Annotated in this window: 19 protein-coding genes and 1 pseudogene; 7 read left to right on the top strand and 13 right to left on the bottom strand. The window is 71.3% G+C overall.

Annotation, left to right across the window (positions count from 1 at the left end; genetic code table 11):
* The first annotated feature begins 205 nt into the window (after window positions 1–205).
* Window positions 206–1,170, top strand: a pseudogene (locus ACFV9O_RS32940) (cupin domain-containing protein).
* Window positions 1,171–1,197: 27 nt separating this feature from the next.
* A complete protein-coding gene (locus tag ACFV9O_RS32935) occupies window positions 1,198–2,118 on the top strand; it encodes a class I SAM-dependent methyltransferase (RefSeq protein ID WP_385424451.1) in 921 nt (306 codons plus the stop codon).
* Between the two features lie 49 nt (window positions 2,119–2,167).
* On the opposite strand, the gene ACFV9O_RS32930 is transcribed toward ACFV9O_RS32935, so the two are convergent.
* The 3 genes from ACFV9O_RS32930 to ACFV9O_RS32920 all read right to left on the bottom strand — a co-directional run bounded on the left by ACFV9O_RS32930 (window position 2,168) and on the right by ACFV9O_RS32920 (window position 3,594).
* Window positions 2,168–2,629: an SUKH-4 family immunity protein gene (locus tag ACFV9O_RS32930; RefSeq protein WP_385424449.1), complete on the bottom strand. Its 462-nt coding sequence runs from the start codon at window positions 2,627–2,629 to the stop codon at window positions 2,168–2,170.
* A 202-nt stretch (window positions 2,630–2,831) separates the two neighbouring features.
* On the bottom strand, window positions 2,832–3,305 hold the full coding sequence (locus ACFV9O_RS32925) for an RICIN domain-containing protein (protein ID WP_385424446.1): 474 nt from the start codon (window positions 3,303–3,305) through the stop codon (window positions 2,832–2,834).
* Between the two features lie 103 nt (window positions 3,306–3,408).
* On the bottom strand, window positions 3,409–3,594 hold the full coding sequence (locus ACFV9O_RS32920; RefSeq protein WP_385424443.1) for a hypothetical protein: 186 nt from the start codon (window positions 3,592–3,594) through the stop codon (window positions 3,409–3,411).
* Window positions 3,595–3,701: 107 nt separating this feature from the next.
* Between ACFV9O_RS32920 and ACFV9O_RS32915 the strand changes: the two genes are divergently transcribed.
* Window positions 3,702–4,688, top strand: coding sequence for an NAD-dependent epimerase/dehydratase family protein (locus ACFV9O_RS32915; RefSeq protein ID WP_385424440.1), 987 nt, complete (start codon window positions 3,702–3,704; stop codon window positions 4,686–4,688).
* Window positions 4,689–4,803: 115 nt separating this feature from the next.
* Window positions 4,804–5,205: an SMI1/KNR4 family protein gene (locus ACFV9O_RS32910; RefSeq protein ID WP_385424437.1), complete on the top strand. Its 402-nt coding sequence runs from the start codon at window positions 4,804–4,806 to the stop codon at window positions 5,203–5,205.
* Window positions 5,206–5,255: 50 nt separating this feature from the next.
* Here ACFV9O_RS32910 and ACFV9O_RS32905 read toward each other — a convergent pair whose 3' ends face one another.
* On the bottom strand, window positions 5,256–5,969 hold the full coding sequence (locus tag ACFV9O_RS32905) for a type 1 glutamine amidotransferase domain-containing protein (protein ID WP_385424434.1): 714 nt from the start codon (window positions 5,967–5,969) through the stop codon (window positions 5,256–5,258).
* 120 nt (window positions 5,970–6,089) lie between these two features.
* On the opposite strand from ACFV9O_RS32905, the gene ACFV9O_RS32900 reads away from it, so the two are divergent.
* Window positions 6,090–6,995 carry a LysR family transcriptional regulator gene (locus ACFV9O_RS32900; protein WP_385424431.1) on the top strand — a complete coding sequence of 302 codons (906 nt, stop codon included), beginning with the start codon at window positions 6,090–6,092 and terminating at the stop codon, window positions 6,993–6,995.
* A 65-nt stretch (window positions 6,996–7,060) separates the two neighbouring features.
* On the opposite strand, the gene ACFV9O_RS32895 is transcribed toward ACFV9O_RS32900, so the two are convergent.
* Both ACFV9O_RS32895 and ACFV9O_RS32890 read right to left on the bottom strand, forming a co-directional pair.
* Window positions 7,061–7,708, bottom strand: a complete 648-nt coding sequence (locus tag ACFV9O_RS32895; protein WP_385424428.1) for a hypothetical protein — start codon at window positions 7,706–7,708, stop codon at window positions 7,061–7,063.
* A 236-nt stretch (window positions 7,709–7,944) separates the two neighbouring features.
* Entirely contained in the window at window positions 7,945–8,667 is a 723-nt protein-coding gene (locus ACFV9O_RS32890) for a transporter substrate-binding domain-containing protein (protein ID WP_385424425.1), read from the bottom strand.
* A gap of 151 nt (window positions 8,668–8,818) precedes the next feature.
* Between ACFV9O_RS32890 and ACFV9O_RS32885 the strand changes: the two genes are divergently transcribed.
* Entirely contained in the window at window positions 8,819–9,364 is a 546-nt protein-coding gene (locus ACFV9O_RS32885; protein WP_385424422.1) for a GNAT family N-acetyltransferase, read from the top strand.
* A 72-nt stretch (window positions 9,365–9,436) separates the two neighbouring features.
* On the opposite strand, the gene ACFV9O_RS32880 is transcribed toward ACFV9O_RS32885, so the two are convergent.
* Both ACFV9O_RS32880 and ACFV9O_RS32875 read right to left on the bottom strand, forming a co-directional pair.
* Window positions 9,437–10,279 carry an aldo/keto reductase gene (locus ACFV9O_RS32880; RefSeq protein ID WP_385424420.1) on the bottom strand — a complete coding sequence of 281 codons (843 nt, stop codon included), beginning with the start codon at window positions 10,277–10,279 and terminating at the stop codon, window positions 9,437–9,439.
* 262 nt (window positions 10,280–10,541) lie between these two features.
* Complete coding sequence (locus ACFV9O_RS32875) at window positions 10,542–11,144, bottom strand: NADPH-dependent FMN reductase (RefSeq protein ID WP_385424418.1); 603 nt, start codon at window positions 11,142–11,144, stop codon at window positions 10,542–10,544.
* Window positions 11,145–11,245: 101 nt separating this feature from the next.
* On the opposite strand from ACFV9O_RS32875, the gene ACFV9O_RS32870 reads away from it, so the two are divergent.
* Window positions 11,246–12,100, top strand: a complete 855-nt coding sequence (locus tag ACFV9O_RS32870; protein ID WP_385424415.1) for a helix-turn-helix domain-containing protein — start codon at window positions 11,246–11,248, stop codon at window positions 12,098–12,100.
* A 3-nt stretch (window positions 12,101–12,103) separates the two neighbouring features.
* On the opposite strand, the gene ACFV9O_RS32865 is transcribed toward ACFV9O_RS32870, so the two are convergent.
* The 5 genes from ACFV9O_RS32865 to ACFV9O_RS32845 form a co-directional block, all read right to left on the bottom strand.
* Window positions 12,104–12,841, bottom strand: coding sequence for an ABC transporter ATP-binding protein (locus ACFV9O_RS32865; RefSeq protein WP_385424412.1), 738 nt, complete (start codon window positions 12,839–12,841; stop codon window positions 12,104–12,106).
* Window positions 12,838–15,795 carry an ATP-binding cassette domain-containing protein gene (locus ACFV9O_RS32860; protein ID WP_385424409.1) on the bottom strand — a complete coding sequence of 986 codons (2,958 nt, stop codon included), beginning with the start codon at window positions 15,793–15,795 and terminating at the stop codon, window positions 12,838–12,840. Before ACFV9O_RS32860 ends, ACFV9O_RS32865 begins: the two co-directional genes overlap by 4 nt.
* A gap of 12 nt (window positions 15,796–15,807) precedes the next feature.
* Window positions 15,808–17,067, bottom strand: coding sequence for an ABC transporter substrate-binding protein (locus tag ACFV9O_RS32855; RefSeq protein ID WP_385424406.1), 1,260 nt, complete (start codon window positions 17,065–17,067; stop codon window positions 15,808–15,810).
* Between the two features lie 140 nt (window positions 17,068–17,207).
* Window positions 17,208–19,007 (bottom strand): AMP-dependent synthetase/ligase, encoded by a 1,800-nt coding sequence (locus ACFV9O_RS32850; protein ID WP_385424403.1) that lies wholly within the window; start codon window positions 19,005–19,007, stop codon window positions 17,208–17,210.
* Between the two features lie 282 nt (window positions 19,008–19,289).
* The gene (locus tag ACFV9O_RS32845) at window positions 19,290–20,183 is read right to left on the bottom strand and encodes a LysR substrate-binding domain-containing protein (RefSeq protein ID WP_385424401.1); all 894 of its coding nucleotides are present in this window, start codon (window positions 20,181–20,183) and stop codon (window positions 19,290–19,292) included.
* Window positions 20,184–20,271: the final 88 nt, after the last annotated feature.

The following is a 20,271-nucleotide window of genomic DNA, read 5'->3' as shown; positions in this document are numbered from 1 at the left end:
CGGGGCGTGAGTCACGCGTCCCTGCCACCCCATAGGGGTGTCTGGACGGAGGAGCCCACCCAGCAGCCAGTTGGGCACTACCTCCAAGCCCGGTCCCTTCAGGGCCGGGTCAAGTTGACAATCACCGCATCCGCCTGGACTCTCCATGCGGGAGAGGCTCGATTCCATACGCGTGCGTCTACGCGCACCGTCTACGCTCGACGCCATGGACGCACTCGCGGGACTGCTCGACGGACCCCGGGCCAGAGGAGCCTTCCTGCTCCGCATGGTGATGGAACCGCCCTGGTCCGTTCGCGTCGAGGACCACGCCCCGCTCTGCCTGATGTGCGTCACGCGCGGCGAGGCCTGGATCGTCCCCGACACCGGCGCGCCGGTCCTGCTGCGGCCGGGCGATGTCGCGGTCGCGCGCGGCCCGGAGCCGTATCTCGCCGCCGACACCCCGTCGACCCCGCCGTACGCGGTGATCGGGCCCGGCGGTACCTGCACCACCCTCCAGGGAGAACCTCTCGCGCAGTCCATGCACCTCGGGGTGCGGACCTGGGCAACGCCCCCGAGGGCGGCACCGTGATGCTCATCGGCACCTACCAGATGGCCGGCGAGGTCAGCAGACGGCTGCTGGACTCCCTGCCCGGGCTGCTGCACCTCCCCGCGGACGTGTGGGACTGCCCGCTGATGCCGGTGCTCGACCAGGAGATCAGCCGCGACGAGCCGGGGCAGAGCGTGGTCCTCGACCGGGTGCTCGACCTGCTGCTCATCGCTGTGGTGCGGGCCTGGTTCTCCCGGCCAGGGGCCGCGGCGCCCGCCTGGTACCGGGCGATGGGCGATCCGGTCGTCGGCGCGGCACTGCGGCTGATGCAGAACGATCCCGCGCATCCCTGGACCGTCGCCTCGCTCGCCGCGAAGTGCGGGGTCTCCCGGGCGGGGCTCGCGCGCCGGTTCACCGCACTGGTGGGCGAGCCGCCGATGGCGTACCTCACCGACTGGCGGCTCGCCGTCGCCGCCGATCTGCTCCGGGACACGGACGCGACGGTGGAGGCCGTGGCCCGGCAGGTCGGCTACAGCGGCGCGTTCGCGCTGAGCGCCGCGTTCAAGCGCGTACGCGGCGTCAGCCCGCAGGAACACCGCAGCGCCGCGGCCGGCTTGCCGAAACAGCAACACGGCTCGCCATGAGGGCCGTCCGTCGCGCACCCTGACGCCATGAGCCATCACCACCACCACGAGCGCCACGCCGGCCACCGCCACGACGGCACCGGCACCGGGACCGAAGAGGGCACGACCCACATGGACTGGGACGAGCTCGCGCCCATGCTGGAGCACGGCGCCGAGCTGCAGCGACCGCTCTACGCGCAGGCCGTGGCATGGATCGGCGAACAGCTCCCCGCCGCCTCCGTGCGCCGCGTCCTCGACATCGGCAGCGGGCCGGGGGTGATCACCTGCCTTCTGGCGGAGGCGTTCCCGAACGCGGAGGTGGTTGCCGTGGACTCCACGCCCGCGCTCCTCGACCGCGCCCTGGCCCGGGCCGAGGGCATGGGGCTCGGTGACCGCGTGCGCACACACGTCGCCGAAATCCCGGAAGGAACGGACGCCTTGGGCGAGGCCGACCTCGTCTGGGCCGCCAACTCGTTGCACCACGTGGGGGACCAGCGCGGTGCCCTCACCGGCTTCGCCCGGCTCCTGCGCCCGGGCGGGCTGCTCGCCCTCACCGAGGGCGGGCTGCAGCCGCGCCATCTGCCCCGCGACATCGGCATCGGCCGCCCCGGTCTGGAGAGCCGTATCGACGCGGTGAGTGCCGAATGGTTCGAGGAGATGCGCGCCGGGCTGCCGGACACCAAGGCGGAGGTCGAGGACTGGCGTGCGCTGCTGTCCGCCGCGGGCCTCGCGCCCACCGCCACCCGCTCCTTCCTGCTCGACATCCCGGCGCCGGTCACCGTCGCCGTACGCGAGCATCTGGTCTCCATGTTCGGCTTCCAGCGCAAGGCGCTCGACGGGAGGCTGTCCGACGAGGACGCCGCCGTGCTGGACCGGCTCCTGGACCCGGAAGACGCGGAAGGGCTCATGCGCCGCCCGGACTGCTACCTGCTGGCGGCCCGCACGGTGCACGCGGCGCGGCGCGGCTGAGCCGACGGCGACACCGGCGACACCGACGGCCCTGGTCCCTCGGGCAGCCTCAACCGGAGAGCAGCCCGCCGGTGTACGGATCCTCCGCGAGCATCCGCCAGGAATGGCGGGAGCTCCGGAACGCCTCCGGGTCGACGGACTGCACCATCTCGTCGACCCGGCTGTGCAGCAGGACGTGCGGGTCGAACACCTGCCAGGTGTCGCGGCCGACCCTGCTGTCCCACAGGCGCCACTCGGCACGCAGCCTCTCGTAGGTCCACCAGGCGTACAGCAGCGCCGACAGGTCGCGGTTGAGACAGGCCGCGGGCCCGCCCTCGTCGTACCACTCCGGCAGCTCCAGGCGGCCGGTGGCACCGTCGAGGGCGATCACAAGGTCGTGCGGCCACCATCCGATCGCGACGTAGTCGCGCTGGTACGCCCGGCCCGCGGCTGCCTCCGGTCCGTTCATCCCGTCCGCTCCGGCCTGTCGGCCGTCTGCCGGGTCAGTAATCCGGTCGCCTGACGGCGACACCCTGCGTGCGTGAAAATCGGTGTGTGGTCGTCCGGCGGACGTCGTGCCGCCGCACCGGCCGGGCCAGGCAGACCTGACGCCTGGTCAGCCAGCTCAACCAACTCGGCTACCAAGCGACCCTCCAAGCAGAAGGAGCTGCCTGACCAGCGGCTACGGAAAACAGGACGGGGGATTTTCGAATCAGTCGTCATATCCGGAGGTGTCACCCCTCGACGCGTACCAACTGCCACCACTGGAACGGCGAGTCGGTGTCCTCCCACTGCCGGACGTTCGCCCCGTCCTCGGCCGAGCCGTCCTCCACCTCCAGGAGCAGCCCGCTGATGTGGCTGACCAGCGTGACGGTCCCGGGCGCGTCCAGGTGCTGTTCGATCAGCCACTCCTGCGCGCCGAAGTTGTTCGCCTTCCACTGCTGGACGTTGGCGCCGTTCTCGGTCGACGCGCCCGCGACGTCGAGCCGCTTGCCGCTGTTCGCGTTGACCACGTGGTAGAAACCCCCGCCGGCGAACGAGATGTCCCACTGCTGCGCCGGCGCCCCGGTCTCCTTGCCCTGCTGCACATTGGCCCCGCTGCCCTTGGCGCCGTTGTACACCTCCAGCACGAGACCGCTGCCGACGTTGCGCACCAGATAGCGCCCCTCCTGGAGCGGCGCCGCCGCGGGGCTGTGGTTCTCGCTCATGAGGTCCCACAGTACGTGAGGCGATCCGCGTGACGGCTCCCGGCCGACGGGTTGCTCCCGCCCCGGCCGACGGGTCCCTCTGCGCTCGTGGGAGCGGACGGATTCAACGAGTACCTCGGCGGGCGAGGAGAGGCGACAGCTCCCGCAACATGACGAGGAGCGAGTCCGCATCGGCAATGGTGAGCGCCTCGACGAAGTGGTGCTCACGGTGGTCACGGTCGCACTCGGGCGTGGCCCGGTACTCATCGCCGTAGAGGCACCGAGCGTGCTCCGTCGGAGTGGTGTGCATGGCCAGGAGCCTCGGACCCCTGGATCGGAACGGTTCGGTGACGACGTGGGGTCCGCTCTCAGCTAATCCGTCCGGGTGTTCGGTGGTCGGGGTGCTTGGGTGTGGGGATGGAGATCTTGGTTCTGGGCGGAACGGCGTGGGTCGGCCGGGAGGTGTCGCGGCAGGCGATCGGGCGCGGCCATCGGGTGACCTGCCTCGCTCGCGGCGAGAGCGGGGAAGTCGCGGACGGAGCACGACTGGTGGCCGCCGACCGGCGCGATCCGTCGGCCTACGCACCACTGCTCGACCGCGAATGGGACGCGGTCGTCGAGGTGTCGTGGCAGCCGGGCTTCGTGCGCGAGGCGCTCGCGACCCTGGGCGGCAGGGCCAGGCACTGGGCCTACGTCTCCTCCGTCAGTGCCTACGCCTCCCATGCCATGCCGGACGCGGACGAGTCCGCAGCCCTCCTTGCTCCGACCGACCGACGCGAGGTCGACCGTGCGTTGTACGGCGAGGCGAAGGCCGCCTGTGAACAGGCGTCGACGGCCGTCGTGGGCGACCGCCTCCTCATCGCACGCGCCGGTCTCATCGGCGGCCCGGGCGACCGCAGCGGACGCTCCGGCTACTGGGTGGCGCGCGCCGCACGCGATCCGCACGGGCCGATGCTGGTCCCCGACGCACCGGCCCTGCCGACGCAGGCGGTCGACGTGAGGGACCTCATCGCCTGGCTGCTCGACGCCGCGGAGATGGGGAGCACCGGCATCTACGATGCCGTCGGTCCGGTCGTTCCGTTCGCAGAGTGGATCGAGCTGTCCCGCGCTGCCGGCGGGCACACCGGTCCGGTGGTCACCGCCGACTCGGCCTGGCTGCTCGCCAACGGCGTGGCCGAGTACATGGGTACCGAGTCGCTGCCGATGTGGCTGGTCAAGGCAGGCTGGCAAGGGTGGTCGGCCCGTAACGGGTCGGCGGCGTACGCCGCGGGGCTCCGTCACCGCCCCCGGGCTGAGCTGCTGGCCGACACGCTGCTCTGGGAACGCCGGCAGGGTCTGGACCGTCCACGAAGTGCCGGCCTCAGCGCCCGGCGCGAGCGCGAGCTGCTCGACGCTCTCGGCTGACGGCTGCACCCTCAACCGTCCCGCCGTTGATCGTCGGGGTGCGACGGGGGTCCTGGCGGTGGCCGCCGATTACGGCCGGTCGGACGGCGACCGCGGACCTTGATAGAACGACGCCATGAGCTCTCATGACGTCCTTGCGCAGGCCGAGCGCCGCTTCGGGGTCCGGTTTCCCGAGGACTACCGGCAGTTCCTCGCCACGGAGGGGAGCATGAGCCGATTCGTGCCGCCCTCGGACGACTTTCTGATGATCAATGACGTTTCCGAGCTTATCGATGTCAACGCCGCCGGCGAGATCCAGGAGCGCTTTCCCGGCGGCGTCGTCGTCGGCGGGGACGGGAGCCGAGAGCTGCTCACCTACGACTTCCGGCAGGAACCGCCGTCCCTGGTCCTGCTCGACGTCTCGGCTCAGGACTGGTCGTCCGCCATCCACCAGGCACCCTCGCTGACTGCGCTGCTCGAGCAGTTCCCCGAGCGGGGATGGATCTGGGACGACTCCGAGCCGCCTTCGCCTTCCTGACGGTGCCGGTCTTCCCGAGTACCGGCACCGTCAGTGGCACGACCCGGCCGTCAGGCGACGCCGCGCGCCTTCAGCGCGGCGAGCACCTGCTGGGCGGTGTCGACGCTGGACTGCGGGTTCTGGCCGGTGATGAGGTTGCCGTCGACGACGGCCTTGCTCGTCCAGGCGGGGCCGGCCTCGATGACGGCGCCGAGCTCCCGGAGCCTGCTCTCCACGAGGTAGGGGGCCGCGTCGCCGAGGCCGCCCTGACGCTCCTCCTCGTCGGTGAACACGGTCAGCCTGCGGCCGGCGAAGGTGAAGTCGCCGTCCTCGCCGCGTGCGCTGAGCAGACCCGCCGGGCCGTGGAACAGCGCCGCGACGATCTTGCCGTTGCGATCGGCGTCGGTGAGCAGACGGCCGAGATCGGCGTCGCGGGCCAGGTCCTCCATCGGGCCGTGGCCGCCGGGGAGGTGGACGGCGTCGTAGTCGGCAGCGGTCACATCGGTGAGGGCCAACGGCACCGCCAGCTCGTCGGCGATGGAGTCCAGATAGGCACGGAACTCCTCGGCCGCGGCCTCCTCCACGCCGCCGCGTTCGTCGAGGCTGATCGGGTCGACGGTGGGCCGTACGCCGCCGGGGGTGGCGATGTCCACCTCGACACCGGCCTCACGCAGCACCCGGTGCGACTCGGCGACCTCCTCGGCCCAGTAGCCGGTGGGGTGGGAGGTGCCGTCGGCCAGCGTGAGGCTGTCGGCGCCGGAGACGACCATCAGGACCTTTGCCATGGTGTTCCTTCTTTCTCTAGCTCTGTCCGTCCTGCCGTCCAGTCCAACAGCTCGTTCCTCGGAATTCCTCCGGTCACCTGTGCTCTGTCATAAGATTCCTTATGGAAGGAGGCTTGCGCGGTGAACCTCGACCTGCTTTCGACCTTCCTGGAGATCTACCGGAGCGGCTCGATCACGGCGGCCGCCGCTCGCCGCGGGATGACCCAGCCCGCGGTCAGCGGGCAGCTGGCCCGCCTGGAGGAGCGCATCGGCGAGCCGCTGTTCGTACGCTCGCGCCGGGGCGTCACTCCCACCGAGCGTGCCGACGACCTCGCCCGGCGTATCGGCACACACCTCGACGTCCTCGGCCACGCCCTGACCGGAGCCGACGACGACCACGCCGGGTACCGGGGCACGGTCCACCTCGCGGGCGCCTCGGACGTGATGGCCACGCGCATCGTGCCCGCCCTCGCCCCGCTGACAACTCGTGGACTGCGGCTGAGGATCACCCTGGGGATCGCGGACGACCTCCTCTCGGCGCTCGACAACGCGCGGGTGGACCTGGTGGTCTCGGCCGTGCGGCCGAAGCTGAAGAACGTGGTGGCGACGCCCCTCGCCGATGAGGAGTTCGTCCTGGTGGGCCCGCCGGGCCTCGCCCGCGGGATCGATCCCGGGCGCCTGGCCCAGGACCCGGTGCAGGCCCTGGCACACCTGCCCCTGGTCGCCTACGCGGAGGAGCTGCCCATCGTCCGCCGCTACTGGCGCAGCGAATTCGGCCGCCGCCCGCCCAACGCGGTCGCCGTCACCGTCCCCGACCTGCGGGCCGTACTGGCCGCGGTCGTGGCCGGCGCCGGGGTGTCGGTCCTGCCGCGGTACCTGGCCGAGCCCGCGCTCGCGGCGGGCTCGGTGGAGCTGCTGCACACCGCCGGCGTGCGCCCGCTGAACACCCTCTATCTGGCGACCCGTGCCGGCGGTCTCGCCAACCCGTCCGTCGCCCTCGTCCACCGGCACCTTCTCGATCGCGCGCGTGAGTGGGACTTCCTGTAGACGCGTAGACGCGTGGAGCGTGGATGCGCAGATGCCTGGGCGCCGCGTGGACGAGCCGTCGGGTCTCAGGGGATGCGGACGCCGGCGAGGAGCTGCTGATGCGTCTTCTTCACGGCCTTCTCGTTCGCCTTCGGACCGATGGTCACGATCTGAACGACGTGGGTGTCATCGGCGATGAGGCGCACGGAACCGGAGTCCTTGCCGCCGCCTTTCGCGGCGGCGAGAGGCGCGTCGAGGGCGGGGCGGCCGTCAACCGTGGTCTGTCGGCTGTTGCCGGCGGTGAGCCTCTCGCCGGACCCGGCGTTGTAGCCCCGGAGGAACTCCTGCAACCCCACGCTGAGGGTCGCCTGGGAGCCAGGAACGTCGTAGACGATGACGGCGCTGTGGATCCCTTCGGCGGATTGCGCCATGTACACGCGAGCACCGGGTGTCAGGCCGTCGAGGGATTTGGGTATTTCCTGGACCGTGGGCTTTCCGGGAAGCTTGAATGTGACACCACTGGGGGCATCGGTGGTTTCCGCCCACGTTGCGGGGGTGATGTCCGTGCCATGGTGGCCGGGGACGCCCTGTCCGGCTTCCGTGGTGGTCACCGTGCTGATCTGCGGCGTTGCCGGGGCGGCGAACGAGCTGGTGGGAAGCAGCACGCCTGCTGCGGCCAGGGCGGTCGTGGCGGTGAGGACAAGAAGGCGCTGCGGTCGGGCGCGGTGAGTCATGGGAAATCACTTCCAGCGGGAAAGAGTGAGGGAGATTGTCGAACGGCAATTTCGCCGCATCTCCATTGGGCCCGGCCGATCGCAGCACGTCATGCCCCTGAATCACGTGACACGGGAATTCGGGGCTTGACGAATGGCGGTGAGCTCATTCCCGTCCCGGCTCACGGCGGGAATCACGCTCTGTGGGCCATGCCGTCCGCAGAGAGGCGGGTCCGGCCCCGCCCTGAGGGCTGTACCTATGCAGGCGGGGCGACGAGGGCGTCGGACTGATCCGCGCGCCGGAGGGAATCGGCGATGAAGCCGCTGGCCTTGAGTTCCTCGACGAGGTCCCGGAGGAACTGGACCGTCTCGGGCCCTCGGGTCCTGGTCGTGCCCACCGCCTGCTGAATCTCCATGAACCGGCCCTGGATCAGCCGGATTTCGGGATGCGCGGCGACGAACTCCGTCATCGGCTGCCTGATCCCTGCCGCCGCCTCCAGGCCCTTCGCGCGGAACACGTCGGCTCCTTCCTCGCCGCGCTCGACGCTCGCGTGCTGCAGGGTGCGCGACAGGAACAGGTCGTAGGCGGACCCACGCTTCACGCCGATGCGTACGCCTTCACGGTCGACGTCGGCGACGGTGCTGAGCGGCGAGTCCTGGGGCACGGCGTACACGCCCTCGATCACGACGTACGGTGCGGTGAAGGCGACCTCGGCCTCCCGTGCGGGCTCGATGGCCAGGAAGCACATGTCGGCCCGGCCCGCCGTCATCGCCTCGTACGACTTGCGCGCCGCGTCGAAGCAGAGGAGTTCCAACGGCACGTCCAGCCGCGCGGCGACCTCACGCGCGATGTCGACCGTGACGCCGGCCGGTGCCGTCGGCGTGCCCTGGGCCAGTACGGGATTACCCAGATTGATCGAGGCCCGCAGCACGCCATCCGGCGCAAGATCCTTGGTGATGGCAGCAGTCACGGTCCGCATGGGGCGGAGTGTAGGACACCTCGCGACGAGACCCCGGCGTCGGCTCGGTCCTCGCCGTCCCGTCGGGTCGAGATGTACAGGTGGTGGGCCTTCGCCGGTCATTCGCCCGCCGCGCACGCACTGTCGGACCCCCCCTGACATGCTCCTCCGCATGTCTCATGTCAGCACGCTCACGCTCGCCCAGTTGACCGACCCGCACAGCGTCACCCCCGGACTCCGAAGCCGGTTGATCGCCTGCTGGATCGCGGTCACCAACTCGGGCGGTGCCGCAGGGTTCCCGTTCCCGCCCGTCGGGGAAGGCGACGTCGCGCCCGTCGCGGACAGAGTCCTCGGCCGCCTCGGGCCCGATCACAGCCGGCTCATCGCGGCGGCCTTCGACGGCGAACTCGCCGGATGGGTCGTCCTGAACCGCGACCCCTCCCGACTCGTCGGTCACTGGGGCACGGTCAACCACCTCCAGACCCACCCCGACTTCCGCGGACGTGGCGTGGGCACCGCCCTGATGCGGGAGTTGCAGCGGGTCGCCCGCGACGAACTGGGGCTTGAGCAACTCCATCTCGCGGTGCGGGGCGGGGAGGGACTGGAGGACTTCTACGGGCGGCTCGGATGGCGTGAGACCGGGCGCTGGCCCGGAGCCCTGCGCCTCTCGCCCGAGGACACCCGTGACGAGGTGCTCATGATCCTCGATGCGCTCTGATCGAGGAGGCGCAATCGGCACGCGGCAGCGGCGTGCGTGCAGCGGTGCGCCGCGTGACAACCGGCCGGTCGGTCAGTTCCAGTCGAAGGTGTCCGGGTCAGGGCCGAGGCGCCTGCCCTCGTCCAGAGCCGCGAGAGCCTTCATGTCCTCGTCGTCCAGCTCGAAACCGGACACGTCGATGTTCTCGGCGATCCGGGACGGGGTGACGGACTTCGGGATCACCACATTGCCGAGCTGAAGGTGCCAGCGCAGGACGACCTGGGCCTGGGTGCGGCCGTACTTCTGGGCGATCGCGACGACCGTCGGGACCTCGAGCAGACCCTTGCCCTGGCCCAGCGGGGACCACGCCTCGGTGGCGATGCCGTGCTCGGCGTGGAAGGCGCGGGACTCGGCCTGCGCCAACTGCGGGTGGAGCTCGATCTGGTTGACGGCGGGAACGACGCCCACCTCGTCGATCACCCGGCGCAGGTGGGCCGGCTTGAAGTTGGAGACGCCGACCGCCTTCGCTCGGCCGCTCTCGTTCAGCTCGCCGAACGTCTTCCAGATCGTGATGTAGTCGTCGCGCATGGGGCGAGGCCAGTGGATCAGGTACAGGTCGACGTAGTCGAGACCCAGCTTCGCCAGCGAGGCGTCGAACGCGCGCAGGACGGCGTCACGCGTCCATGTCTCGGAGGCGCTGTTCCAGAGCTTCGTGGTGACGAAGAGCTCCTCGCGGGGGACATCGGAGGCGGCGATGGCCTTTCCGGTGCCCTTCTCGTTCTCGTATATGGCTGCGGTGTCGATGCTGCGGTAGCCGGCCTCCAGAGCCGTGCCGACGGCCTTCGCCGCCTCGTCGTCCGGCACCTGCCAGACGCCGAAGCCGAGCTGCGGCATCGAGACACCGTTGTTGAGCGTGATGGAGGGGACCTTGCTCACGAGCGGTCGATCCTTACGTCGTCGGTTGGTGCACCTATGGTCAACGATCTTTCCGGCGGACAGATTCCCTTTGCCGGGAAAGCCGGCCGGTACAGCTCCGGCCTTGTCCGTCGGATTCATCGACCGCGTTCCGTCATGACGACTCTATTCGCACATCACTGAACGCGGTACATCCATGTGAACGCGACGCCGCGACATCGGGCTCGAGGCCACCGCTGCCCGGCGCGGGACGCTCCTTTCCGCGCCGGGCGTCGTGCCGCGGTCAGGCGGCGGTGTACGGGCGGTCGCGCCGCGCGTCGTGGAGCACCGCCGCCCACCACAGCAACTGGTCCAGCAGCACCTTGGCCGCGCCGTTCGGGCCCTCGGGGTCCCTGAGACTCCCGTCGGGCGCGAAGAGCTCGTAGTAGCGCGGGAAGCTGACGTAGTCACGGACCGTGTGGGCGTGCAGTTCGCCGAATACCTGCCGCAGCTGCTCGATCGCCAGCAGTCCGCCGCTCGCGCCGCTGTAGCCGACGAAGCCGACCGGCTTGGCCTGCCACTGGGTGAAGTGCCAGTCGATCGCGGCCTTGAGCGAGGCAGGGAAACTGCGGTTGTAGTCGGGGGTCACCACGACGAACGCGTCGGCCGCGTCGAGGCGCCGGGTGAGGTCCGCCATCGCGTCGGGGCGGGGCAGATCGGGCTCGAGCGCCGGCGGAACGGCCGGCAGCTCCAGAGGCAACGAGGAGTCGGCGAGGTCGACGAGATCCACCGTGAAGCGGCCGTGCTGCCGGGCCTGTTCCATGAACCAGTCGGCGACGACGGGACCGAAGCGGCCTTCCCGGACGCTGCCGGTGATCACTGCGAGGTTGAGAGTCTGTGAGGTCATGACGCCCAACCTGCCGGGCGGCAGGAAGACCAGGAAGGCCGGGCCGAGGCTGGTAGTGGCAGGGCCACGATCCGGCGCGGCGCGGCTGTTACGTTCGAGCGGTGAGCGACAACGAGCTGGGACTGTTCCTGCGCAGCCGCCGGGAGGCCGTGACGCCGGCCGAGGTGGGGCTGCCCGCCGGAGCGCGGCGCCGCACGCCAGGTCTGCGCCGTGCCGAGCTGGCCACGCTCGCCGGAGTGAGCGTCGAGTACGTGACCCGGCTCGAACAGGGGCGCGACCGCCGGCCGTCGCCGCAGGTGCTGTCCGCGCTCGCCGATGCGCTCCGGCTGGCCCCGAGCGAACGCATCCATCTGCACCGCCTCACCAAGGCCGCGGACAGCGGCTTCCATTGCATGGGCGGCGCGATGCCGGTCCGGACCGTGCGCCCCACCGTGCGGGCCCTGCTCGACCGCCTGGAACCCACGCCCGCCGTCCTGCTCAACAGGCTGGGCGAGATCCTCGCCCGCACCGAGGCGTACGAGCGGCTCGTGGCACCGCTCGGGCTGCTGGACGGCGACCCGCCGAACCTCGCGCGCTACGTCTTCGCCGACGCGCGGGCGCGCAGCGTGTTCCCCGACTGGGACGTCGTCGCCGACGAGCAGGTCGCCGCGCTCAAGCAGGGCCCGTTCCGGGCCGATCGGCATATCGCCGCGCTGGCCGACGAGTTGACGGTCACGGCGGGCGCGGACTTCGCCGGACGCGTGGCCACCGTGCCCGGCCTCCCGAAGTCCAGCGGCATCATGCGGCTCGTCCACCCCGAGACGGGCGAGCTGCGGCTCGCGTACGAGACGCTCGACCTGCCCGCCGACGACGACCAGCGCCTTGTCGTCCACCTCCCCGCGGACGCCGCCGCATCGACGGCACTGGACCGGCTCACCGGGCGCCGGCCGGGTGCGCTGCGAGCAATCTCGGGCTGAGCCTCAGGCACCGGCGGCGGACGCGGTGCCGAGGTACGCGTCCCGGACCCTCGGGTCCGCGCGGACCTCGGCGGGGGTGCCCTCCGCGAGGACCTCACCCAGGTCCAGGACCACGACGCGGGCGCAGAGCTCCATCACGAAGGCCACGTTGTGCTCGACGAGCAGAACGGCGCAGTTCTCCTCCTCCGCGATGTGCCGTACGACGGCGGCGAGCCGGCCGCGTTCGTCCGCGGTCATGCCGGACGCCGGTTCGTCGAGCAGCAGCACCCGGGGCGGGTCGGCGAGCGCACGGGCCAGCTCGACCATACGGGCCCGGCCGACGGGCAGGCCGCCGGCGTAGGTCCCGGCCAGGGTGTCGAGCCCGCAGGCGTGCAGGACGCCCGCGGCGCGGGCCCGGCGCTGTGCCGGGGCGCCGCGCCGCCATTCCTGCGCGACGAGCAGGTTGTCCGTCACCGTCAACTGACCGAAGAGCTGCTGCCGTTGAAACGTGCGGCGCATCCCGTGCCTGGCCCGCCAGACGGGGGAGCGGCGCGTGATGTCCGTGCCCTCCAGGACGATCCGGCCCCCGTCGGCCCGGCGGATGCCGGTCAGCACGTCGAACAGGGTCGTCTTGCCCGCCCCGTTCGGCCCGATGAGCCCGCAGATCTCGCCGGGCCGCAGGCCGATGCCGACCCCGTGCAGGGCCCGCACCCCGCCGAACCGCACCCCGATGTCGCGCGCCTCCAGCACGTATCCGGTCATCGCCCGACCCCCTGCTGTCCGATCCCCAGATACGCCTCGGTGAGCCGGTCCGTCTCCACCTCGGCGCGCGGACCGCACCAGGCGACCCGCCCCTGCGCGAGGTACGCCACGGTGTCGGCGATCCCGAGCACCTCGGCGGCCTTCTCCTCGACGAGCAGCAGGGCGGTGCCGGCCGCCCTCAGCTCCGTGAGCAGCCGGAACACCTCTTCGACGACGCGCGGCGCCAGCCCGTGCGACGGCTCGTCCGCGACCAGCACGGCGGGCGGGCGCTGCAGGAGCGGGGCGAGGGCGAGCATCTGCTGTTCCCCGCCGGAGAGCGAGCCGGCAGGGACGGCACGGCGGGCGGCGAGCGCCGGGAACCGCTCGTACACCGCGTCGCGGGAATCGCGGTCCTCCAGCTGCAGCGCCAGGTTCTCCTCGATGGTCAGCCCGGGGAAGATCCCGCGCCCCTCGGGCGCGAGCAGCACACCGCGCCGTGCCCGCCGGACGACTCCGTCGCGAGTCGCGTCCCGTCCGCCTGCGTACACGCCTCCCTGCTCCACGCGGAGCACCCCGGCGGCGACGCGGCAGGCGGTGGACTTCCCGGCCCCGTTGGGTCCCAGCACGGCGAGTATCCCCCCGCCGTGGAGGGCCAGATCCACGCCTTGCAGGACGGACGCACCGCCGTACCCGGCGTGCACGCCCCGCAACTCCAGGGCGGCGGGAGTCTTTTCGTCCATTCCTCCTCGTACACCCTGCGGCGTGGGTTCACTCCCACTTCCCGGCACCGGGGCTTCGCCCCGGACCCCGTTGGGGCTCCCGCCCCCGAACCCGGCGCTGCGCGGCCCCGGTTCGGCTACCGCCGCCTGTGGCGCGAAGCTGCCGCTCCCGGAGGGACGGCGGCTCAGCCCCCGTACCTTCGCCCGCTGCGCGGGGGGCTGGGGGTTCACCCCCAAGGGGAGGGGCGGGGGAACGTCCCCCGACGGCGTCCCGACGGCGGGCCCCCCGTCGTGGCCCTGCGGCGCGGCGTGGCCCCCCGCCGGGCTGCGGGAGCCCTGCCCCCGCAGCCGTTCGCGCCGCGCGTGCAGCCGCATCGGCAGGGCCGCGCAGTAGCCGTCCGGGTCGTTCGCGAGCGCCAGGCCCGCCAGGCCGAAGAGGATCACGGGGAGGTGGGAGGACTCCGTCACGTACTCCGTCATCACATGCGGTACGAGCGCGAAGACCAGCCCCGCCACCACGGCGAACTGCGGCCTGCGCACACCCGCGGCGACCACCACCGCCAGCCACACGAGTCCCGTCATCGCGGTGAAGTCCGTCGCCGTGATGCGGGTGTTGTACGACGCGTACATCACACCGCCGAAGCCCGCGAGCCCCGCCGACAGCGTGAACAGCAGGAGTTTCGTCCGTACGACCGAGACGCCCGACGCCAGCGCGGCGGCCGGGGCGGACCGGACCGCCAGCATCGCGCGCCCGGTCGGCGAGTTCCGCAGCGCGCTCAGCGCTGCCACCACTCCCGCCACCAGCACCACCAGCGCGACGCCCAACGCGCGGTCGTCGCCCAGGTCCACGGGGCCGAACACCGGGCGGGGGATCTCCCATCCGGTGTCGCCGTTGCGGAGCCACCGGAACTGGAAGAGCACCTGGTCCGCCAGGAAGGCGAGGGCCAGCGTGGCGAGCGCCAGCGAACGGCCGCCCAGCCGCAGGGCCGGCAGCGCGACGACCGCGCCGAGCACCGCCGCCACGCACGTGCCCACGGCCGCGGCCGCCACGAACGGCCAGCCGTGGCTCATCAGGAGGCCCGCCACCAGCGCCGCGCCCGTCACGAAGGTCGCCTGGGCGAGCGAGACCATCGCGCCGAGCCCCGTCACCACGGTGAAGGACACGAACACCAGCGAGATCGCCAGGCCCTGCGCGAGGATCCCGCTCCAGAACGGGGTCGTCACCGTGTAGAAGGCGACCGCGAGCAGCCCGGCCGCACCCACCCACACGCCCCACCGGCGGCCCCAGGACCGTCCCGCCAGATAGTCGACCGGCGGCGCGTCCGCCGCCGCCGTCCCCGCCGCCCGCCGGCGCTGCGCCATCACCAGCAGACCCGCGAAGAGGATCAGGAACGGCACGGCGGTTCGGAACCCCGTGATCCCCTCGGCGAACGAGGCGTACCCGGCGACCAGGTTCTGCAGCACCCCCAGCCCCAGCCCGCCCGCGAATGCGAGCGGCACCGACGCGAAGCGCCCCAGCACCGCTGCCGTCGCCGAGACGAAGAGGAAGAGCGTGTAGTCGTGTGCGGACAGGCCCAGCAGCGGCGTCGCCAGTACACCGGCGAGGCCCGCGAGACCCGACGACAGCATCCATGCGATCGACGACAGCCGGTCCGCGCTGATCCCGCGCAGCTCCACGAGTCCGCGGTTGTCGACGGCCGCCCGCAGCCGCAGGCCGAGCCGGGTGTGCCGCATCAGTACCCACAGGCCGGCCGCCGTCACCGCCGTCGCCATCCAGGTGATGAGCTGGTCGGAGTCGATGCCGATGCCGTCCATCGGCTGCCAGGAGACGGCCGGGCTCGGCCCGACGCCCGGCAGGCCGTACTGGTTCTCGGCGGGCAGCACCGGTGCACCGGCGTCCGCCAGCAGTTCCACCGTCCACAGTCCCGCCGCGGGCAGCGCGACCAGCAGCCCGATCGTCGCGACGATCTGCGCCGTCTCGCCGACCCGCGCGAGCTTGCGGAACATCAGCCGGTCGAGCCCCCACCCGATCCCGGGGGCCACGACGAGGACCAGCAGCAGCGCGGTCGGCACGGCCGGCCAGCCGAAGCCCGAGTGCAGTTCGTAGAAGGCGAGCGCGCACAGGTACGCGGTCGCACCGTGCGCGAAGTTGAACAGACCGGACGCGGAGTACGACAGCACGAGGCCCGTCGCCAGCAGTGCGTACAGCGCACCCGAGACCAGTCCGCTCAGTACGAAGCCCAGCAGGTCACCCACGATCCGCGCCCCCTACCGGAACGGGATCGGCGGGTAGCACGTGAACGGCGACGACACCTCGTACCGCCCGTTCCTCAGCTGCACGAGCGCCCCGCAGCCGAAGCTCTCCTTCCGGCCCTTGGGCTCGGCCCGGTCGCCGACCAGCGTCCCCTTGTCGGAGAAGGAGGCGGCCGCCTCCTGGAAGGACTCGACGGTCAGGTCCTTGCCGGCCTTCTCCGCGATCGCGAGGAAGAGGTCCGCTGACATATAGCCGGTCATCATGTGCATGTTCAGCGGTACGTCCTTGCCGCCCGCGGCCTTCCTGATGTCCTCCTTGAACTGCCGCATGGCAGGGCTCGTCGACTCGAAGGGCTCGAACTGCAGCAGCACATGCACCCCGTCGAGTGCCTGCCGGGTCGCGTCCTTGGTCAGCAGCCCCGGGTCGTAGTCCGTCGGATCGGAGATGACCCCCTTGAAGCCGGACCGCTTCAGCGCCGTGAACAGCCCGATGTTGTACGGCGTCTGCATCACGGACACCACCGCGTCCGGCGCCTTGCCGCCGTTCGACCGCAGGATCTCCTTCGTGTACGCCGACCAGTCGCTCGGCGGCGACGCCGCGGGCACGACGGCCTTCGCGTACGAGACGGTGTAGCCGGCCGCCGTGAAGCCCTGGGTGAAGGTGCGGATGCCGAACTTGCCCGCGTCGCTGTCGGCGGCGATCAGCGCGACCGACTTGCCCTTCGTCCCGCCGAGCACCGAACCGAGGCCTTCCGGCCAGGTCTGGTTGAGGGTCCCGCCCGGCATCGGAACGAGACAGCCGTTGAAGCCGTAGATGTGCTTCGGTCCGCAGAAGGAGGGCAGCGTCCCCCAGCCGAACGTCGGCACCTTCTGCTGCTCCAGGAAGTCGGCGCCGGAGAACGTCACCGAGCTCATCGGCGCGACCGCGAAGACCTTTTCCTGCTGGACCAGTTTCCGGGCGGCGGCGAGGTTCCTGGCCGGATCCTGACCGTCGTCCTCCGCGCCCAGATACTCGATCCTGCGGCCGTTGACACCGCCCTCGGCGTTGGCGCGGTCGTAGCGGGCCCTGGCGCCGAGGTCGGTGTCCTTCTTGGAATAGCCGCTGGCGGTGGTCATGGAGACGATGCCGCCGACCTTGATGGAGTCGGCCGTCACGCCGCGTGCGGAGGCCCCGCCCTTCCCGGTCGGTTCGCCGGACGTGGAGGCGGAGTTGCAGGCGGTGGCGAGCAGCAGCGCTGCGGCGGCTGCGGCGATGGTGCGAATCGGTCGCAACACGGTGGGTCCCTCCGTCGAGGCTGAAACTTCTCGGGGGACACCCCCCGAACCCCCGGCGATTGTGTGCTCGACCTGATGGACCGTCAATAACTGACGCACCATCAATTGATGGTGTGTCAGTCTCGGTGCTGTGCGGAATCTCAGTGGTACAGCGCCTCCACCTCGGCCGCGTAGGCCGTCTCGATCGCCTTCCGCTTCAGCTTCAGCGAGGGAGTCAGCAGCCCGTGCTCCTCACTGAACGGATGGGCCAGTATCCGGAACGTACGAATGGATTCGGCCTGTGACACGAGCGTGTTGGCGGCCACCACGGCTCGCCGGATCTCCATCTCCAGATCCGGGTCGCGCACCAGATCGGCCGGCGGCATCGGCGCCCGGTTGCGCATCGCCAGCCAGTGCTCCACCGCCTCCTGGTCCACGGTGACCAGCGCCGCGATGTACGGCCGGTCGTTGCCGACGACGATGCACTGCGCCACCAGCGGATGCGCCCGCACCCGCTCCTCCAGGCCGATCGGCGACACGCTCTTGCCGCCCGACGTCACCAGGATCTCCTTCTTGCGCCCGGTGATCGTCAGATAGCCGTCCTCGTCCAGCGCGCCCAGGTCGCCGGTGGCCAGCCAGCCGTCGTTGAGCACGGCGTCCGTCGCCTTCGGGGCGTTCAGATAACCGGAGAAGACCTGGGGGCCGTGCAGCCACACCTCCCCGTCCTCGGCGATGTGCACCGTCGTCCCCGGGATGGGCTGTCCGACCGTTCCGTACTTGGTGCGCTCCGGCGGGTTCGCGGTCGCGGCCGCGCTTGTCTCGGTGAGTCCGTACCCCTCGAAGACGGTGACGCCCGCGCCCTCGAAGAAGAGGCCGAGCCGCCGGTCCATGCCCGAGCCGCCGGACATCGCGTGCCGCACGCGTCCGCCCATCGCCTCGCGGACCTTGTGGTAGACGACCTTCTCGAAGAACTGGTGCTGCAGCCGCAGGCCCGCCGACGGGCCGGGCCCGAGTCCGAAGGCCCGGTGCTCCATGGCCTCCGCGTACCGCACCGCGACATCGGCGGCCTTGTCGAACGGGCCGGTCTTGCCCTGGGCCTCCGCCTTGCGCCGGGCGGCGTTGAAGACCTTCTCGAAGATGTACGGAACGGCCAGGATGAACGTCGGCCGGAACGCCGCGAGATCCGGGATGAGGGCGCTGGCCTGCAGCACCGGTTGGTGCCCCAGTTTGACCCGGCCGAGGATCGCCGTGACCTCCACGATCCGCCCGAAGACGTGTGCGAGCGGCAGGAAGAGCAGTGTCGCGGCCTCGTCGCCCGGCTTGGAGTGGAAGACGGGCTCCCAACGCCCGATGAGCGTGACGACCTCGTACATGAAGTTGGCGTGCGTGATCACGCACCCCTTGGGGCGGCCCGTCGTCCCCGACGTGTAGATGACCGTCGCGACGGACTCCGGCGTGACCGCCCTCCGGTGGCGGTGCACCACGTCTTCGTCGATGCGCTCGCCCGCCGCGAACAGTTCGGCGACGGCGCCCTTGTCCAGCTGCCACAGCCGCTTGAGATGCGGCAGCCGGTCGATGACCGAGCCGATCGTCATCGCATGGTCCTCGTGCTCGACCATGCAGGCGGACACCTCGGCGTCGTGCAGCATCCAGAAGACCTGCTCGGCCGACGACGTGGGGTAGATGGGAACGGACTGCGCGCCGACCGTCCAGAGCGCGAAGTCGAAGAGCGTCCACTCGTAGCGGGTACGGCACATGATCGCGACCCGGTCGCCGAAGCGTACGCCCTGGGCCAGCAGCCCCTTCGCCAGCGCGAGCACCTCGTCGCGGAACTCGGCGGAGGTCATCTCGCCCCACTGGCCGTCGTCGTCCTTGCGGCCCAGTGCGACCCGGTGCGGATCGGTCTGGGCGTGGTCGAACACGGCATCCGCCAGCCCGCCGACAGGTGGTGCCATCGCCAAGGGTGGAACCGTGAACTCACGCAATGACCTGCTCCTTGTGGCGCTCCGCACAGCGCCGGTGACGGTACCCCACCGGGCCGACCTGGGGGAGGGCCTTCAACAACTCGGCACATCTCGCGTCGCTGCTGGTCAGCGCGACGAATACGGCCCCGAGCGGGAGCCTCGGGCGCTGTGCTAACTGATGAGTAAGTAACGCCCGGAGGAATCTGCACCGAATCTGTACCTGGCCGACACGCCCGCTCTACGCGCGTTTGAGCATCGTGACGGTCCGCAGTTCGCGCCTCACAGGGAGCCCGCCGGGCGGTGCAGCCGGTCGCCGCCCGCGAGGATCGAGGCGGCGAGCGCCTCCGCGGCCTCCTGGGTGCCGCGCGGTACGCCCGCCCGGTGGCCGTGGAGCAGCACGAAGTCCACGTCACCGAGCTCCGGCAGCCCGGCGCGCGCGGGGACGGGGGTGAGGCCCGGCGGGATCAGCCCGCGCGTATGGGCCATCACGCCGAGGCCGGCCCGCGCCGCGGCGACCAGGCCGCTCAGGCTCGTGCTCGTGCACACGATCCGCCACGCGCGCCCGTGCGCCTCCAGGACCTCCAGCGCGCGGGCGCGGGTGATCCCGGGCGGCGGGAAGACGATCAGCGGGACCGGACGGTCCGGGTCCAGCCGCAGCTGAGGAGCGCCGATCCAGCTGAGGCTGTCCTGCCAGACCAGCTTGCCGAGCGCGGAGCCCCGGGCGCCCGCAGGGCGTTTCGCGAGGACCAGGTCGAGGCGGCCCGCCGCCAGCTGCTCGTGCAGCGTGCCCGAGAGCTCGACCGTCAGCTCCAGGTCGACCTCGGGATGGTCGCGGCGGAACGACTCCAGAATCTCCGGGAGCCGGGTCAGGACGAAGTCCTCCGACGCCCCGAAGCGCAGCCGGCCGCGCAGCCGGGTGCCGGTGAAGAACGCCGCCGCGCGCTCGTGCGCCTCCAGGATCGTCCGGGCGAAGCCGAGCATCGCCTCGCCGTCCTCCGTGAGCTCCACGCTGTGCGTGTCGCGCGTGAACAGCAGCCGGCCCGCCGCCTCCTCCAGCCGCCGCACGTGCTGGCTGACCGTCGACTGGCGGACGCCGAGCCGCCGGGCGGCCTGAGTGAAGCTCAGGGTCTGGGCGACGGCGAGGAAGGTGCGCAGCTGAGCGGGGTCGTACACGGGACCAGGCTAACGCGGCCATCGCGAATCGTGATGACAGTCAGAGTGGTGTACGGGATTCCCGATCGCCGCCGGGGCGAGGACGATG

It is taken from the genome of Streptomyces sp. NPDC059909, from assembly GCF_042730885.1.
Taxonomy (GTDB): domain Bacteria; phylum Actinomycetota; class Actinomycetes; order Streptomycetales; family Streptomycetaceae; genus Streptomyces.
This window is presented reverse-complemented; position numbering and strand designations above follow the sequence as displayed.